Annotated in this window: 13 protein-coding genes; 8 read left to right on the top strand and 5 right to left on the bottom strand. The window is 70.4% G+C overall.

Features of this window, described 5'->3' with window-relative positions; genetic code table 11:
- Positions 1-7 precede the first annotated feature (7 nt).
- From FF096_RS06470 to FF096_RS06460, 3 genes are all read right to left on the bottom strand, one after another.
- A complete protein-coding gene (locus tag FF096_RS06470; protein ID WP_155215507.1) occupies positions 8-1759 on the bottom strand; it encodes an ATP-binding protein in 1752 nt (583 codons plus the stop codon).
- A 156-nt stretch (positions 1760-1915) separates the two neighbouring features.
- Complete coding sequence (locus FF096_RS06465; RefSeq protein ID WP_155215506.1) at positions 1916-4225, bottom strand: hypothetical protein; 2310 nt, start codon at positions 4223-4225, stop codon at positions 1916-1918.
- An 83-nt stretch (positions 4226-4308) separates the two neighbouring features.
- Positions 4309-5058, bottom strand: coding sequence for a pyrimidine reductase family protein (locus tag FF096_RS06460; protein WP_155215505.1), 750 nt, complete (start codon positions 5056-5058; stop codon positions 4309-4311).
- 151 nt (positions 5059-5209) lie between these two features.
- Here FF096_RS06460 and FF096_RS06455 point away from each other — a divergent pair, with 151 nt between their 5' ends.
- From FF096_RS06455 to FF096_RS06430, 6 genes are all read left to right on the top strand, one after another.
- Positions 5210-5755, top strand: a complete 546-nt coding sequence (locus tag FF096_RS06455; RefSeq protein WP_155215504.1) for a plasmid pRiA4b ORF-3 family protein — start codon at positions 5210-5212, stop codon at positions 5753-5755.
- A 310-nt stretch (positions 5756-6065) separates the two neighbouring features.
- On the top strand, positions 6066-7355 hold the full coding sequence (locus FF096_RS06450; RefSeq protein WP_155215503.1) for an ABC transporter substrate-binding protein: 1290 nt from the start codon (positions 6066-6068) through the stop codon (positions 7353-7355).
- 111 nt (positions 7356-7466) lie between these two features.
- Positions 7467-8435, top strand: a complete 969-nt coding sequence (locus FF096_RS06445) for a carbohydrate ABC transporter permease (RefSeq protein WP_155215502.1) — start codon at positions 7467-7469, stop codon at positions 8433-8435.
- 10 nt (positions 8436-8445) lie between these two features.
- Positions 8446-9288: a carbohydrate ABC transporter permease gene (locus FF096_RS06440; RefSeq protein ID WP_155215501.1), complete on the top strand. Its 843-nt coding sequence runs from the start codon at positions 8446-8448 to the stop codon at positions 9286-9288.
- Positions 9285-10718 carry a GH1 family beta-glucosidase gene (locus tag FF096_RS06435; protein ID WP_309222794.1) on the top strand — a complete coding sequence of 478 codons (1434 nt, stop codon included), beginning with the start codon at positions 9285-9287 and terminating at the stop codon, positions 10716-10718. The genes FF096_RS06440 and FF096_RS06435 overlap by 4 nt, the downstream gene beginning before the upstream one ends.
- An 82-nt stretch (positions 10719-10800) precedes the next feature.
- Positions 10801-11847 carry a LacI family DNA-binding transcriptional regulator gene (locus FF096_RS06430; protein WP_155215500.1) on the top strand — a complete coding sequence of 349 codons (1047 nt, stop codon included), beginning with the start codon at positions 10801-10803 and terminating at the stop codon, positions 11845-11847.
- A 554-nt stretch (positions 11848-12401) separates the two neighbouring features.
- On the opposite strand, the gene FF096_RS06425 is transcribed toward FF096_RS06430, so the two are convergent.
- Complete coding sequence (locus FF096_RS06425; protein ID WP_155215499.1) at positions 12402-13619, bottom strand: acyl-CoA dehydrogenase family protein; 1218 nt, start codon at positions 13617-13619, stop codon at positions 12402-12404.
- Positions 13619-14671, bottom strand: a complete 1053-nt coding sequence (locus FF096_RS06420; protein ID WP_155215498.1) for a phosphotransferase family protein — start codon at positions 14669-14671, stop codon at positions 13619-13621. The genes FF096_RS06425 and FF096_RS06420 overlap by 1 nt, the downstream gene beginning before the upstream one ends.
- A gap of 148 nt (positions 14672-14819) precedes the next feature.
- Here FF096_RS06420 and FF096_RS06415 point away from each other — a divergent pair, with 148 nt between their 5' ends.
- Together FF096_RS06415 and FF096_RS06410 are read left to right on the top strand one after the other, a co-directional pair.
- Entirely contained in the window at positions 14820-15521 is a 702-nt protein-coding gene (locus tag FF096_RS06415) for an amino acid-binding protein (protein WP_155215497.1), read from the top strand.
- Positions 15522-15625: 104 nt separating this feature from the next.
- Positions 15626-16687, top strand: coding sequence for a GNAT family N-acetyltransferase (locus FF096_RS06410; RefSeq protein WP_155215496.1), 1062 nt, complete (start codon positions 15626-15628; stop codon positions 16685-16687).
- Positions 16688-16756: the final 69 nt, after the last annotated feature.

Raw genomic sequence — 16756 nt, 5'->3', positions numbered from 1 at the left:
CCCGGGGCTAGAACGGAATGTCGTCGTCGGTGCCGCCGCCGGACCCGACCACCGCGAACGGGTCGGCGGACTGGGTGATCGAACGCAGGGTCTGCGACGGCGCGGCCCCCGCCTCGGAGACCCGCGTCGCCCAGGCAGGGAACGGGAACTCCAGGCAGAGCGGCACCGGGATGTCCGGCTGGTTGACGAACATCGTGCCCGGCTTGGCCAGCAGCGCGCGTTGTCGCTGGGCGGGCGGGAGGAAGCCGTACTCCGGGCGGGACGCCTCGGCCGGATCCAGCCGGCCCACCACCCGGATGGCCGAGTTGGTGACGATGCGGCGCTCCACCTCGCTGGCGGTCTGCTGGGCACCGATCAGGATCACCCCGAGCGAGCGGCCCCGCTCGGCGATGTCGAGCAGCACCTCCTTGATCGGGGAGGAACCCTCGCGCGGGGCGTACTTGTTCAACTCGTCGAGCACGACGAAGAGCAGCGGCCGGGCCGTGCCGGACTTCTCCTTGCGCTCGAACTCGCTCTTGAGCGTCACACCGACCACGAAACGCTGCGCCCGATCCGGCAGGTTGTGCAGGTCGACGACGGTGAGCTGGGCGCTCTCCGAGGTGTTGATGCTGTGCGGGCGGCGGGTGGCCAGGTCGCCGCGAATGAGCCGGGACAGGTCCTTCTTGCTGCCGATCAGCCGGCGGGCGAAGGCGTTGACCGTGCCCAGACCGACCGCGCTGCCCGCCCAGTCGCCCCGGGTCTCGTCGTCGCTGAGCTGCTCGACGATGTGGTCGACCAGGTCGCCGTAGCTGCCCAGGCGGACGCCGTCGATGCTGACGCCGCCGTCGGCGGGTTGGGCGTACCGGGCCAGGTGAGCGGCGACGGAGTGGACCACCATCGTGTACTGCTGCCGTTCGTCGTCGGCGTCGGCGAAGACGTACGGCAGGAGACGGTCGGCGCAGAACTCGGTGAGCGTCCAGTAGAAGCTGTCCACCCCGGTGAGCCGGCTGCTCACGTCCGGCGTGCCGGACGAGTCGTTGACCCGTGGCGGCGCGTAGACCCGTACGTCGGGGAAGGCGTCGGCGACCAGGCCCAGCCGGGCGTACGCGGCCCGGGTCGCGTCGTCGAGCCGGGCGTTCGGATGGTCGAGGAAGAGTAGGTCCTCACCCTTGACGTTGAAGATCAGCGCCTTGGCGTTGACCGCGTCGCCGCCGAGCTGCCCGGAACGGAACACCGAGTAGAGCAGGAAGGTGGCGAAACTGGTCTTGGTGGCGACCCCGGAGATGCCGGAGATCGACACGTGCGCGCCCCGGCTGCCGTCGAGGAAGTCGGCGTTCAGGTAGACCGGAACGCCGTCCCGGCCGGTGCCCATCGGGATGCGCCGTTCCATTCGGTCGAAGTGCAACGCGCGGGCCCGGGCGTCGCCCTCCGCCCGGTGCACCACGGCACCCGGCTGCGGCGGCACGTAGAACTCGGGGTCGACCCGGGTGGTGGTGATCTCGGCGGCTTCCTGCACCTGCGCCGGGAGGGTGCCGTCGGCGATGGCGAACACGTCGGAGTCGAACTGCGCACCCTCGTGCCGCGCCCGGACCTGGGTGACGACCCCGGCGATCGTCACCGGCTCCCGGTCGGGCAGCTCCCGCCGGGTCACCACCACGTCGTCAAGCTGGAGGTAGCTGCCCGGGGAGACCGCCGTCCAGAACTGTAGGGGAGTGGCGTCGGCGGTGCCCAGCACCCGGCCCACCCCCTCGTCCGGGCCGTCGAACCCCTGGTCGGTCATCGGGCAACTCCGCTCGGCTGGTCGTCGCGGTCGGCATATCCGCCCTGCATCCTGCCGGAGGAGTACGACAGGCCGCCACGCGACGCGGCGCAGGACACCCCGGCACCTTCCGGTGACCGCGTACGGCGACGATCCGCTGACCGGGTGTGCGGGTGTTCAGCCGTCGTGTCCCGCCGTGGCTGCTCCGCTTCCACTGCCCGTTCGGAGCCGCTCGGCCAGCTCCCGCACCGCCGCCTCGTACGCCTCGTCGGTGTGGTAGGGCCAGTGTCTGTTGATCGGCGGTGGGACCGTGTCGTCGGGCGGCACGGTGAGACTGCGGGGGTCGCGCAGTCGTCGGTCGACCTCGCCGGCCGGGCCGGTGACCTGCGGCGGCTGGCCGGGGCGGTGCGCCGAGAAGATCGGCCCGCCGACCGCGTCGGTGTTACGCCACAGGTTCACCCACCGCCAGCCGATCCGCTCGCCCAGCTCGTGCAGGACCGGGTCGCCGAAGAAGGCCGGGAAGATCCGGGAGTACAGCCGGTGCAGCGGGCTGCCGTGGGTCAGCAACGCCACCCGGTCCAGCACCTGGGGTGGCAACTGGAGCAGGGCGGCGGCGGCGAGCACCGAGCCGTGACTGTGCCCGGATAGGATCACCGCACCGTTGCCGGTCAGCGTGGTGACCCGCTTGGCGAGTTCCGGCACCGCGCGTTCGGCGTAACAGGGTGGCGCGAACGGGTGCACGGTTCGCGGCCAGAAGGTGCCCAGATCCCAGACTGCGGCGACCGAACGCCGGGTCTCCTCCGACCGGTAGGACAACAACCCCAGCAGCAGGATCCCGAGCCCGGTCAGCTCGATGAAGAACACGCCGATGTCGGTCGCGATCGCCACCCGCAGGGCCGCGCTGTCGCCGTGGTCACCCAACCGTCGGGCCAACTCCGACGGGCCGATGCCGAAGATGTCCAACGCGACGATGGCCGCACCGAGCAACGACAGCAGCAGGAACACGGCGACGACCGGGCTGAGCTGCTCGATGACCGCGGCTCGGGCGACGGCCTTCTGGACTGCCGTTCGTCGGGACAGGGCCTCTGGCGTCTGGTCGCCGGGGAAGTCCGACTCGACGACCTGGTCGGCGAGCCGCTGACGGTACCGGCGGGTGGCCACGAGCCGCCACAGCGTGGTCGCGGCGACGGCCAGGATGGCGACCAGACCGGCTACCGCCGCCCAGCGGTAGGAGACCGGCGGCTCCAGCGGCGGCGCGTCGGGCCGTCCCGGCCAGGCCGGATTGGGTACGTCCGCCCGGTCGAGGATGTCGGCGACCCGGTAGACCAGAGCGGCGGCGAACCCGTACGCGGCGGCGAACGCTCCGACGGCGAGCGTCGGGGTGCCCAGTCCAGCCAGCCAGGACGGGGAATCGGCCAGGCTGCGACGTCGCTGGTGCAGGGTGGCGACGAAGAGGCCGACCAGCAGGATCGCCTGGACCGTGATCAATCCGGCCACCCCACCCTCGTACCCGGGCAGTTTTCCCTCTGGCTGCTCCGGCCCCGACGACATCGCGCTGTAGCCGAGGGTCAGCACGGTGAGCACGATGGCGGCGATCCGCAACGGCCGGATACCGCGCAGGTTGACCGGGCCGCGACCGGGAGTGTCCTGCACCAACCGGGCCGGGATGCTGAGCAGGACGATGCCCGCCGCCAGCAGCAGGAACACCGCGCCGATGAGCGCGTACCCCACCGGCGTGGCCTGGACGTGCAGCAGCGCGCCGAGCAGGCTCGCGTCCAGTACGCCGAGCCCGACCGCCATGTGGATGGCGCGCAGTCGCTGCACCACGAGCGAGTCGTTCCAGAAACCCGGAGCGTCGACCCGGTCCTCTCCACCGGTGGCGCGGTCCTGCCCGGGAGAGGCCCGGAACCCTTCGAGGGCCCGGGCGGACAGGGTGCCCAGCCACCAGAGCAGCCGCAGCGCGCCGATCGGCACCAGGGCGAGCAGCGCCAGGCGGGGGCCGAGTGGTAGCTCGACCAGCCAGGACAGGTAGCTGCGCCCGGCGCGGCAGGGCTGGTAGGGGACGCACTGCCAGCCGATGATGTCGATCGTCACGCCGATCAGGGAGAGCGTGAACGCGGCGGTCAGGGTGACGGCGAGCAGTCGGCACAGCGAACCGATCACCCCGCCCGCGCCGCCGGTCGCCGGTCGCGCCCAGGTGGCGACGTTGATCAGCATGAACGGCAGCAGGAACAGCAGCGACAGGGTTCGTACCGCCCGACCGGCGGTCAGCGCACCCCAGCGGTAGACCTCCACCCGCAGGTACGAGGGCCGGTCGCTGATGCCGAAGCCGGGCCGGGGTCGGTAGAAGCCGGCGTGTCGGTCACCCGCGACCCGGATCACGACCGGGTGGTCCAGCAGCTTCTCGGCGGAGGTGCCGGAGAGCCCGTGCACCCGTAGCTCGACCACCTCCTGCGTCAACGCCCCCGCCCTCCGGCTGTCACCCATCCGCGCTTCACGCTAGTGAGCCGACCCCGCTCGCACGCAGACTCCGCCAACTTCGGTGACCGGCACCCGGTCGGGCGGGGCGGTCAGGTGCGGGCGTGGCGCAGCAGCAGGGTGCCGTCGTCGGCGAGCAGTACGTGACGCAACGGCAGGGACCGGGCGGCGGGACTCGATTCGCCGGAGGTGATCCGCCCCGGGCCGGCTCCGGCGAGCAGCGGGGCGACCGAGAGGCACACCTCGTCGACCAGGTCGGCGGCGGTGAGGGCGCCGAAGAGCTGTGGCCCGCCCTCACAGAGCAGTTCAGCGAGCCCACGGCGACGCAGTTCGGCCAGCCCGGCCACCAGGTCGACCTGGTCGTCGCCGCAGCGCACCAGGTCGGCCACGGCGGACAGGCCGGCAGGTGCCACCGCGTCCCGGCGGGTGAGCACCACGGGACGCACGGGAGCGTCGGCGAAGGCGGCCTGAGCCGGATCGAGGTCGAGCGTGCCGGAGACCACGACCAGCGTCGGGTACTCGGTCAGCCCGTGCGCGCGTCGCCACGCCCGGCGTCGCTCGTCCAGCCGGATCGCCCGGTAGCCCTCGTGGCGCAGCGTGCCGGCGGCCACCAGCAGCGCGTCGCAGAGCATCCGGAGCAGCCCGAAGACCCGCTTGTCCGGCGCGCCGGACAGCCCGGCCGAGTAGCCGTCGAGGCTGACCGCACCGTCGACACTGGTCACGAAGTTCATTCGCAGGCGCGGCTGGTCGGCGCGGCCGTAGCGGGCGATGAGCGTGTCGTCGTCCACCGGCCCGGAGGATGGTTCCGGCCAGAGGACGGAAATGGCTGCTCCGTTGCTCATTCGCCGGCCGGACCGGTGACAGGAGGGGTGGGTCGGGGGGTACGGTGCTGGCAGTCACACCAGTTCCGGCCCGGGCAGTCGTCGTGCCGCCGCGCCCGGCACGCTCGGCAGATCATGCTCGCAGCCTATGCCGAGGGAGGATGGGACACCCATGCCGCGTCAGATCTTCCAGCTGAGGATGTCCCTGGCCGGGGTCCGTCCGGCGATCTGGCGCCGGGTGCTGGTACCCGGCGGCTACACCCTGGATCGGGTGCACCGGGTGGTGCAGCACGCGATGGGGTGGCGTGACTGTCACCTGCACTCGTTCGAGATCGACGGCGTGCAGTACGGCGAACCCGACCCGGACGGCGAACTCGCCCTGCACGACGAGTTGGACGTTCGCTTGGACTCGGTGGTCGGTAAGGGGAGCCGGTTCCACTACACCTACGACTTCGGTGACTGGTGGGAGCACGATCTGGTGGTGGAGGACGTCTTCACCGCCGAAGCGGACGAGCGCTATCCGGGTTGCCTCGACGGGGAGCGGGCCTGCCCGCCGGAGGACGTTGGTGGGCCGCAGGGCTACCTCGTGCTGCTCGCCGCGCTGGCCGAGCCGAGCCACCCGGAGCATCAGACGATGCGGGACTGGGTGGGAGCCGCGTTCGACCCGGAGGCATTCGATCCCGGCCGGGCGGACACCCTGCTGCGTCGGCTCTGCTGAAACCCCGCCGCCCGATGCTCGCCGAGCCGGCGATCGAGGGCTGACAGTGTGGCGGAGGCCACAATCTGTCAGCATTTTCCGTGCACAGCCATGGTTAAACGGGCTGCGTGGTAACGATCTGGGATCGCTCCCACTGGCCTATTGACACTCCCGACACCTCCCGGCAATCTCATGGGAGCGTTCCCAAGAGGCGTGGATCACATGCCCGCCCATGGACGTCGACGCCGACACACCGAGTCGGTGCCGGCAGGCGCTGCGGCACCCCCACCACAAATAATCCAGCAGCCTCACCACTGAAAGAGGGGTCAGGATGAGCCTCACCACGCGGCGTTCCCGCATGGCGGCAGCCACCCTGGCCGCGATCACCGCTGTCGGCGGTCTCGCGGCCTGCGGCAATGACGACGACACGCCGGCCGAGGGCGAGAAGCCCGCGAAGCTGGTCGTCGACACCTTCGGCGAGATGGGTTACGACGAACTCGTCAAGCAGTACGAGAAGGAGACCGGCATCAAGATCGAGCTGCGCAAGACCGCTCAGCTCGGCGAGTACCGGCCCAAGCTGGTCCGTTACCTCGCCACCGGTAAGGGCGCGGCCGACGTGACCGCGCTGGAGGAGGGCATCCTCAACGAGTTCAAGGCCAACCCGCGCAACTGGGCCGACCTTACTCCGCTGGTGTCGTCCGAGATCGCCGACGACTACCTGCCCTGGAAGTGGGAGCTCGGCAAGGCGCCGGACGGCCGTCTGATCGGCCTGCCGACCGACGTCGGCAGCCTCGCGGTCTGCTACCGCAAGGACCTGTTCGAGGCCGCCGGCCTGCCCACCGAGCGGGACGCCGTCGCGGCGCTCTGGCCCGACTGGAACGGCTTCCACCAGACCGGCCAGAAGTACAAGCAGGCCACTGGCAAGGCGTTCGTCGACTCGATCACCGCCGTCTCCAACGGCGTGCTCTTCCAGCAGGGCACCGATCTGTTCTACGACAAGGAGAACAACATCATCGCGGACTCCAGCCCCGCGGTGAAGGCCGCCTGGGAGACCGCGACCTCGATGGTCGACATCTCCGCCAAGGCGTCCACCTGGTCGCCGGAGTGGTCCGGTGGCTTCAAGCAGGGCACCTTCGCGGCCACCTTCTGCCCGTCCTGGATGCTCGGCATCGTCGCGGACAACTCCGGCGAGGCCAACAAGGGCAAGTGGGACGTCGCGGCCGTGCCGGGCGGCGGCGGTAACTGGGGCGGCTCGTGGCTGGCCGTGCCGGAGCAGAGCAAGTACCCGGAGGAGGCGGCGAAGCTCGCCGAGTTCCTGACCAACGCCACCAGCCAGGTGGAGGCCTTCAAGGCCAAGGGCCCGCTGCCCACCAACCTGGAGGCGCTGAAGGACGAGGCCTTCCTCAGCTACACCAACGAGTACTTCAGCAACGCGCCGACCGGCAAGATCTTCGGTGAGAGCGTCGCCAAGATCGAGCCGGTGCACCTGGGCCCGAAGCACCAGGCGGTGAAGGAGAACGCGTTCGAGCCGGCGATGCGGGCGTTCGAGAACGGGCAGGCCAGCAAGGACAAGGCCTGGGAGCAGTTCACGAAGGATGCACAGACTCAGGGTGCCTTCTGAGTGATTCCCCTCCGGTGGCGTTCGGGGCTACCCCCGAACGCCACCGGTCGGTCCCCACCGCGCAGTTTCTGCGCGAGGGCCCACCGGGCCTCGCTGGAAAAGGAAATTCGCATGAGCCTGTCGGCCACAACGGCGCCGCCGTCGCCAGCCGCACCACCCCCCGACACCTCTTCTCGACGCCGCCGGGGATACCTCTTCAACCGCCTGGACCTCAAGTACTCGCCCTACCTCTACATCGCGCCGTTCTTCCTGATCTTCGGGACCTTCGGGTTGTACCCGATGCTGCGCACCGCCTGGATGTCCCTGCACGACTGGGACATGATCGGCGACCACACCTTCATCGGGCTCGAGAACTACCGCGAGCTGGTCACCGATGAGTACTTCTGGAACGCCCTGATCAACACGTTCGGCATCTTCGCCCTGTCGACCATCCCCCAGCTGCTGATGGCGCTGTTCCTGGCGAACCTGCTCAACCAGACTCTGCTGCGCGCCAAGACCTTCTTCCGGATGGCCATCTTCGTGCCGAACGTGGTCTCGGTGGCGGCGGTCGCGATCGTCTTCGGCATGCTGTTCCAGCGCGACTTCGGCCTGTTCAACTGGCTGCTCAGCCTCGTCGGGGTGGATCAGATCGACTGGCGCGCCCAGGAGTGGAGCTCCTGGACCGCGATCGCCACGATGGTCAACTGGCGATGGACCGGTTACAACACCCTGATCCTGCTCGCCGGCATGCAGGCCATCCCGAAGGACCTCTACGAGGCGGCGGCGATCGACGGAGCCAGCCAGTGGCGGCAGTTCTGGCAGATCACCCTGCCGATGCTCAAGCCCACCTTCATCTTCGTGGTCATCCTCTCCACGATCGGCGGCATGCAGCTGTTCACCGAGCCGCTGCTGTTCGCCAACGGCAGCATCATCGGTGGCAATCAGCGGGAGTACCAGACGCTGGCCATGTACATGTACGAGAAGGGCATCTACAACCTGAGTACCGCAGGTTACGGAGCCGCGGTCGCCTGGGCGATCTTCATGATCATCGTCTTGGTGTCGCTGATCAACTTCGTACTCGTCCGCCGCGCGGCCAAGTGAGGAGAGATCGATGATCTCGGCTTCCAAGCGCCTGTGGCGCACCAGTCCTCTGACCTACATCGCGCTCGTCGTGGCGGCGCTGATGTCGATCTACCCCTTCTACTACATGGTGGTCATCGGCACCCGCAGCCTGGAGTCCATCAACGACGTGCCGCCGCCGATGACCCCGGGTGGCGCGTTCGGTGACAACTTCGGCCGGGTGCTCGACAACGACGCGGCCAACTTCCTCAAGGGCATGATGAACTCGATCATCGTCTCCTCGGTGGTCACCGTGTCGGTGGTACTCACCGGCTCGCTCGCCGGCTTCGCCTTCGCGAAGCTGCGCTTCCGTGGTCGCAACGTGCTGCTGCTGTCGATCATCGTCACGATGATGATCCCGACCCAGATGGGGCTCATCCCGCTCTGGAGCATGATGCAGTCGCTCGGGTGGTACGACACGCTCTACGCGGTGACCGTGCCGTTCCTGGTCAGCGCCTTCGGCGTGTTCATGATGCGGCAGTACGCCAGCCAGGCGATCTCCGACGAGCTGATCGAGGCCGGCCGCGTCGACGGCGCCAGCACGTTCCGGATCTACTGGAACGTCGTGCTGCCCGCGCTGCGTCCGGCCGCCGGTGTGTTGGGTCTGCTGACCTTCATGGAGACCTGGAACTCCTTCCTCTGGCCGTACGCGATCCTCACCCCGGAGAACCCGACCCTGCAGGTCTCGCTCTCCTTCCTCTCGTACGCCTACTACACGGACTACTCGCAGGTCTTCGCCGCCACGGCGGTCGGCACCATCCCGCTGGTGCTCGTGTTCATTATCTTCGGCCGCCAGATCATCGGCGGGATCATGGAAGGTGCAGTCAAGTCGTGAGCAACCCCGCCACTCCGCCCGCTGTCGGCGTCCTCGACGAGCGTCCGCCGTTGACCTTTCCGCCCGGCTTCCTCTGGGGCGCGGCCACTGCCGCGTACCAGATCGAGGGCGCGGCGAACGAGGGCGGTCGGACCGCGTCGATCTGGGACACCTTCAGCCACACCGAGGGACGGACGGTTGCCGGGCACACCGGCGACGTCGCCTGCGACCACTACCACCGGCTCAGCGACGACGTCCGGCTGATGGCCGAGCTGGGGTTGAAGTCGTACCGTTTCTCGGTTTCCTGGCCCCGGGTGCAGCCGGGCGGATCCGGTCCGGCGAACGCCGAAGGGCTCGACTTCTACCAGCGGCTGGTCGACGAACTGCTGGCCAACGGGATCGAGCCCTGGCTGACCCTCTACCACTGGGATCTGCCGCAGGAGTTGGAGGACGCCGGCGGCTGGCCGGCCCGGGACACCGCCGCCCGGTTCGCCGACTACGCCCTGCTGATGGCCGACGCCCTCGGTGACCGGGTGAAGTACTGGACGACCCTCAACGAGCCCTGGTGCTCGGCCTTCCTCGGCTACGGCTCCGGGGTGCACGCCCCGGGTCGCACCGACGGCGCCGACGCGGTCCGCGCCGGACACCACCTGATGCTCGGGCACGGTCTCGCCGTGCAGGCGCTGCGTACCGCGGTGCCGCAGGCGCAGCTCGGGGTGACCCTCAACCTGTACCCGGTCACCCCGATCAGCGACTCGCCCGGCGACGCCGACGCGGCCCGGCGGATCGACGGGCTGGCCAACCGGTTCTTCCTCGACCCGATCCTGCGCGGTGCGTACCCGGACGACCTGGTCGCCGACCTGGCCAAGGTGACCGATTTCGATCACGTTCACGAGGGTGACCTGGCGGTCATCTCCTCGCCGCTGGACGTCGTCGGGATCAACTACTACAGCCGGCACGTGGTGGCCGCGCCGGTCCCCGGCGAGCAGCCGGAGGCCTACTGGCGGGACCAGGCGTGCTGGCCGGGCAGCGAGGATGTCCGGTTCGTCACCCGAGGGGTGCCGGTTACCGACATGGGGTGGGAGATCGACGCCCCCGGCCTGGTGGAGACGCTGCGTCGGGTGCACGAGGAGTACACCGATCTTCCGCTCTACGTGACCGAAAACGGGTCGGCTTTCGTCGACGAGGTGGTCGACGGTGCGGTCGACGACGTCGACCGGCTGGCGTACTTCGACGCTCACCTGCGCGCCTCGCACGAGGCGATCAGCGCGGGCGTCCCCCTGCGTGGATACTTCGCCTGGTCGCTGATGGATAATTTCGAGTGGGCCTGGGGCTACACGAAGCGATTCGGCATGATCTACGTCGACTATGACAAGCAGACGCGTATCCCCAAGTCCAGTGCCAGGTGGTACGCGGAGGTGATCCGACGCAACGGTCTGGCCGCAGAATAGGGCGATGGCCAGCCAGTAACGGGCGGCCCGGCACCGACGCTGGTGAAGGTGCCGGGGCCGCCTGATGTCGGAGGAGCACACGATGACAACGCAGCGCACCCGGTCGCTCGGGCGGCCGACGCTCGACGCGGTCGCCGCCCGCGCCGGAGTCGGCCGTGGCACAGTCTCCCGCGTGGTCAACGGCTCTCCCCAGGTGAGTCCGGAGGCCCGGGCCGCCGTGCAACAGGCCATCGCCGAACTGGGGTACGTACCGAACCGTGCCGCTCGGGCGCTGGTCACCCAGCGGACCGACTCGGTGGCCCTGGTGGTCAGCGAGTCCGGTGAGCGGATCTTCGCCGAGCCGTTCTTCGCCGGCATCGTCCGAGGGATCAGTTCCGCCCTGCTGGAGACACCGTTGCAGCTGTGGCTGGCCATGGCACAGTCGCCGCTGGAGCGGGAACGGGTCGAGCACCACCTGACCAACCAGCACGTCGACGGGGTGCTGCTGCTGTCGCTGCACGACGACGATCCGCTGCCCACGCTGCTGGAGGAGCGGGAGTTGCCCACCGTGCTCGGTGGGCGGCCCGCACGGATGCTGCACCCCGATGCGCAGCCCGTCTCGTTCGTCGACGTCGACAACGCCGGTGGGGCCCGGCAGGCCGTCGAGTATCTTGCCGGCCGGGGACGGCGGCGCATCGCCACCATCGCCGGTCCGCAGGACATGGGCGCCGGTCTGGCCCGGTTGTCCGGCTACCGGGAAGCGGTCCGCACCGCCGGGTTCGGCGTCGACCCCGACCTGATCGCGTACGGGGACTTCAGCGAGGAGAGCGGCGCGACGGCCATGCGGCAGCTGCTGGAGCGCTGCCCCGACCTGGACGCCGTGTTCGTGGCCGCCGACCTGATGGCGTTCGGTGCCCTGCGGACGCTACGTGAGTCCGGCTGCCGGGTGCCGGAGGACGTGGCCGTGGTCGGCTTCGGCGACGAGCCGATCGCCCGGCAGGCGGTGCCGCCGCTGACGTCGGTGTTCCAGCCAGTGGAGGAGATGGGCCGGCAGATGGCGCGGCTCCTGGTCGCCCGCATCCGGGGCGACGAGGTCCCCGCGCCACACGTGGTCCTGGACACCCAGTTCGTCGAGCGCGCCTCCGCCTGAACTTCGTGGCGGGGCCGCGAAGGCCCGTGACCCCTCCTGCCCCCGCTCCGTGCGTCGACCCTTGCCTCCCTGCGGTTCCGCAGACCCGGCTACGGCCTCACCTCGTCCTCGCGGGCCGGAGGTCTCTGGCGGAGCAGCCGCCGGCCGCCGCCCGTGAGAATGCCGCCTTACGCTCCGTGAGTCTCACGCTCTGCGATCGCCCGCTCGGGTTCCCTGCGGTCGCCCTGGGCCCTTTGCTCTGCTTCAACCAACGCACAAGCCCGTGACCAGGGACGATGCGGGGCCGAATTTGTCCACCCACCGCGCAGCCGACACTGAGCGTGACTGTTGCGTACGTTGAAGCAGAGCAAAGGGCGTACTACTGCATTAGGGGGAGGGGGCGACGGTCACGGTGGGTGGTGGTGCGGATAGTTGGGTGGCTGGGCGTGGTCGATTCGGCGGGCTCGGTCGCCGCAACGGGTAGGTGGGCGCTGTGGCGGGTAGGTGGGCGGCGCAACGGGTAGATGGGCGGTGCGGTGACGGTCTCGTCGCCACGGTGGGACGCCGTACCGGCGTCAGGGGGTGGTCCAGCGGCGTAGTTCGCGCTTGGCGAGGCTGTTCCGGTGCACCTCGTCGGGGCCGTCGGCGAGGCGCAGCGAGCGGGCCTGGGACCAGAGTGCGGCGAGCGGGGTGTCCTGGCTGACCCCGGCGGCACCGTACGCCTGGATGGCCTTGTCGATGACCCACTCGGCCATCGCCGGTGTGGCGATCTTGATGGCCTGGATCTCGGTGTGCGCGCCCTTGTTGCCGACGGTGTCCATCAACCAGGCGGTCTTGAGCACCAGCAGTCGGGCCTGTTCGATGCGGACCCGGGCTTCGGCGATCCACTCGCGTACCACGCCCTGCTCGGCGAGGGGACGACCGAAGGCGACCCGCTCGACGGTGCGGCGGCAGAGCAACTCCAAGGCTCGCTCGGCCATCCCGATCAGCCGCATGCAGTGGTGGATCCGGCCGGGACCGAGCCGAGCCTGGGCGATGGCGAAACCGGCGCCCTCCGCGCCGATCAGGTTCTCCGCCGGTACCCGTACGCTCTTGAAGTCGATCTCGGCGTGACCGCCGTGCGAGGCGTCGCTGTAGCCGAAGACCCGCATGCCCCGGCGGATGGTGACGCCCGGGGTGTCCCGGGGGACCAGGATCATGCTCTGCTGGCGGTGCCGGTCGGCGTCCGGGTCCGTCTTGCCCATCACGATGAGGATCTGGCAGGCCGGATCCATCGCGCCGGAGGACCACCACTTGCGCCCGTCGATGACGTAGTGGTCGCCGTCGCGGCGGATCGACGTGGCGATGTTCGTCGCGTCGGAGGAGGCCACCTCGGGCTCGGTCATGCAGAACGCGGAGCGGATCTCGCCGGCCAGCAGCGGGGCGAGCCAGCGTTCCTGCTGGGCCGGTGAGCCGAACTCGGCGAGCAGTTCCATGTTGCCGGTGTCCGGAGCGGCGCAGTTGAGCGCCTCCGGAGCCAGGTGCGGGCTGCGGCCGGTCAGCTCCGCCAGCGGGGCGTACTGGAGGTTGGTCAGCCCGGCACCGTGGCGCGGATCGGGCAGGAAGAGGTTCCACAGGCCGCGTCGGCGGGCCTCGGCCTTCAGCTCGGCGAGCACGGGGGGCCGGGCCCACGGGTCACCGGCGGCGGCCACCTGGGCGGCGTGCACCTCCTCGGCCGGGTACACGTGCTGCTCCAGGAAATCGGTCAGCTCCGTGCGCAGCTGCTCGGTCCGATCGTCGTACGCGAAATCCATCAGGCCTCCTTCACCGCGGTCAGTCCGTGTGTGACCAGCGGGGCAACGAGGCCGCCGATGGTGTCGAAACCCTCGCCGACGGTCTGGCCGAGGGTGTGCCGATAGTGGATGCCCTCGCAGATGACGGCGAGCTTGAAGCAGCCGAGCGCGATGTGCCAGTGCAGGGGACCGACGTCGACGTCGCTGCGGCCGGCGTACCGGTCGATCAGCTCGGCACCGCTCGGGAACCCGGCCCGTGGACCGAGGCCGTCGGCGACCGGGTTGCCCTCGGACACCTCGCTGCCCCCGAGCACGTCCCAGTACGTCAGCAGCAGCCCGAGGTCGGCCAGCGGGTCGCCGAGAGTGGCCATCTCCCAGTCCAGCACCGCCGTCACCGTCACCGGCGCCACCACGGCGAGGAGGTTGTCCAACCGGAAGTCCCCGTGCACGATCCGACCGGCGTTGGCCCCCTCGGGCGCGGTGGCGGCGAGCCGGTCGCGCAGGTCGTCGATGCCGGGCAACGGCCGGCTGCGGGAGCGTTCGAGCTGCCCCGACCAGCGTCGCACCTGCCGGGCCAGGAAGCCCTCCGGGCGGCCGAAGTCGGCCAGGTCGACCGCTGCCGGCTCGACCGTGTGCAGCGCCGCCAGGGTGTCCATCATCGCCATGGCCAGCCCGTGCCGCTGCTCAGCGGTGAGCCGGTCGGTCCGCGAACGGCTCCGGAAGACCTCGCCCGGCACCCGTTCCATCAGGTAGAACGGCGCACCCAGCACCTCCGGATCGGAGCAGAGCAGCAGGGCCTCGGGAACCGGGACGTCGGTCGTGGCGAGCGCCGAGATGACCCGGAACTCCCGGGCCATGTCGTGCGCGGTGGCCAGCACGTGCCCGAGCGGCGGGCGGCGCAGCACCACCTCCCGTCCGCCCGCGTGCACCAGGTAGGTCAGATTCGACCGGCCCCCGGCGATCAGCTCGGCGCGCAACGGACCGGTGGCCAGGTCGGGGCGGTGCGCCGCCAGGTAACCGCCGAGCCGGTCGGTGTCCAGACCGGCGGGTGAGCCGGCGGTCGGTTCGATCATCCGGACAGTTCAATGGCAGCTCGGGCGGGTTGTCAAGGTCAGGTTTGACGCTCGGGACATGCCTCCGCAACAGGGACGAAATGGTCAACTGTCAGGCTGGGACGGCCTGCCGGCCATGTTGTCGGCCCGCCGAGCGGAGGGGTTTGAGATGTTGCTGCGTGTTCGGGTCACCCTGCCGGATCGTCCCGGCACACTCGGTCAGGTGGCGCGCACCCTCGGCGTGTCCGGGGCGGACATCGTCCAGGTGGTGGTGCTGGAGCGTCTCGGCGGGCGGGCGGTCGACGACTTCACGGTGGTGTGGCCGGGCGTCGCGCGGGTGGAGCGGCTGCTGGCCGGTCTGGCGGCGATTCCCGGCGTACGCGTCGACGGGGTCTGGCGGGCGATCGGCGCGCCCACCACCACCGGTCAGGACGCCGAGTTGCTGGCCCAGGTCGCCGCCAACCCGGCCGACGGGCTGGCCACCCTGGTCGACGCGGTACCCGGGCTGCTCGCCGCCGACTGGGCGGTCGCCGCAGTGGTGCCGGTCGACTGGGCGTCCCGCACCGGAGGTGGCGGCGCGACGGTGGGGCAGGCCAGTTGGCGTACCCCGGTGCCACCGAAGCTGCCGGAGGTCACCCCGTTGCGCGCCCGGTCGATGACCGCGCCCGACGGTGGCCACTTCGCGGTCGCGCCGTTCGGCCGGGCCGGGTTGGTGTTGGTGGTCTGCCGTGAGTACAGCGAAACCCTCACCCCGGCCGCCTTCCACTCCACCGAGGTGGACCGACTCGCTCAACTGGTCCGTGCCAGCGCGGTGATCCTGGGGGACCGGCTCGACCTGGTCGGCGCGCCCCCGGTCAGCGCCAACCCCTGACCGGGGTCTGTGACGTAGACCGCAGGGCCGGTCGCGGCTGGACATGGTGAGGCAACCGTCCGGCAACAGCCGCGCACGAGGGTGGCACGGGAAAGGAGGCGACGATGACGCTGTGGCGGATCCGAGCCACCGTGGACGACCGGCCGGGCTACCTGTCGGTGCTCACGGCGAGCCTCGCGTTGCGTGGAGTCAACATCCTCACCGTGCAGGTGCACACCACCGAGTGTGGCGCGGTCGACGACTTCCTTGTCGACGCGCCGGACACCCTGGACGAGGCGGATCTGCTCGCCGCCGTCGAACGCGGACGGGGGCGTGACTGCTGGGTGTCGCGCAGCGAGGCGCGCGGCCTGGCCGACCAGCCGACCCGCGTCCTCGGGTTGGCGACCCGGCTGGTGCACGACCTGGACGCGACCGGTGAGGTGCTGCGGGCCCTGCTCGGGGCCGACGAGGTGACCTGGCGGGCGGCCCCGGCGCTGCCCCGTCCGGGGATCGACGGGATGACCATGCTGCTGGCCGACCCGAACGGCGGGTCGTACGCGCTGCGCCGGGTCGCGCCGAGCTTCACCCCGGCCGAGTACGCCCGAGCCCAGGCGCTGCTCGAACTGGGGGCCACGGCGGCCCGCCGCAGTGCCGAGCAGGTCACCGTGGTGCTGCCGGACGGTGCGGAGCTGACCGTACGCCCCGCCGTCGCGGACGACGTGCCGGCGGTGGTCGAGTTGCACCAGGCCTGCTCGGCGCGTAGCCGGCAGCGCCGCTACCTGGGGAGTGCGGGTCTGCCCTCCCCGGCCCGACTGGGTCGGCTCCTGGAGCCCGCTCGTGGGCTGACCCTGGTCGCCGCGACGACCGGCTCCGACGGGGCGGCGGAGTCGGTCGTCGCGATGGCGAACCTGCTCGCCGAGGGCGACGAGGCCGAATTGGCGTTTCTGGTACGCGACGACTGGCAGCGCCGTGGGCTCGGCTCGGTCCTGCTGCGTCGGCTGACCCGACAGGCCGAGTCGGCCGGCTACGCGGCGATGGTGCTGCACATCCAGGCGGACAACGCGCCGATGCTGCGGACGCTGGACCGGTTGTCCCGGCCCACCACCGTCGAGCGGGACGGCAGCCTGCTGACCGTCACCGTGCCGCTGACCGTCGAGGTGACGGCGAGGGTGGAGAACGCCGGCTGACTCCTGCGGTGCTCCCTGGCCGGGAGTGGACGTCCACGCTGCGGCGATGTCGTGGCGGTGAAACCTGTC

This window comes from Micromonospora sp. CP22, from assembly GCF_009712475.1.
GTDB lineage: Bacteria > Actinomycetota > Actinomycetes > Mycobacteriales > Micromonosporaceae > Micromonospora.
Note: the sequence above shows the minus strand (reverse complement) of the source record. Positions and strands in the feature narration are given on the sequence as shown.

Coding starts and splice junctions, on each gene's coding strand:
- FF096_RS06470 (WP_155215507.1), bottom strand. CDS start 1,759: ATGACCGACCAGGGGTTCGACGGCCCGGACGAGGGGGTGGGCCGGGTG.
- FF096_RS06465 (WP_155215506.1), bottom strand. CDS start 4,225: ATGGGTGACAGCCGGAGGGCGGGGGCGTTGACGCAGGAGGTGGTCGAG.
- FF096_RS06460 (WP_155215505.1), bottom strand. CDS start 5,058: ATGAGCAACGGAGCAGCCATTTCCGTCCTCTGGCCGGAACCATCCTCC.
- FF096_RS06455 (WP_155215504.1), top strand. CDS start 5,210: ATGCCGCGTCAGATCTTCCAGCTGAGGATGTCCCTGGCCGGGGTCCGT.
- FF096_RS06450 (WP_155215503.1), top strand. CDS start 6,066: ATGAGCCTCACCACGCGGCGTTCCCGCATGGCGGCAGCCACCCTGGCC.
- FF096_RS06445 (WP_155215502.1), top strand. CDS start 7,467: ATGAGCCTGTCGGCCACAACGGCGCCGCCGTCGCCAGCCGCACCACCC.
- FF096_RS06440 (WP_155215501.1), top strand. CDS start 8,446: ATGATCTCGGCTTCCAAGCGCCTGTGGCGCACCAGTCCTCTGACCTAC.
- FF096_RS06430 (WP_155215500.1), top strand. CDS start 10,801: ATGACAACGCAGCGCACCCGGTCGCTCGGGCGGCCGACGCTCGACGCG.
- FF096_RS06425 (WP_155215499.1), bottom strand. CDS start 13,619: ATGGATTTCGCGTACGACGATCGGACCGAGCAGCTGCGCACGGAGCTG.
- FF096_RS06420 (WP_155215498.1), bottom strand. CDS start 14,671: ATGATCGAACCGACCGCCGGCTCACCCGCCGGTCTGGACACCGACCGG.
- FF096_RS06415 (WP_155215497.1), top strand. CDS start 14,820: ATGTTGCTGCGTGTTCGGGTCACCCTGCCGGATCGTCCCGGCACACTC.
- FF096_RS06410 (WP_155215496.1), top strand. CDS start 15,626: ATGACGCTGTGGCGGATCCGAGCCACCGTGGACGACCGGCCGGGCTAC.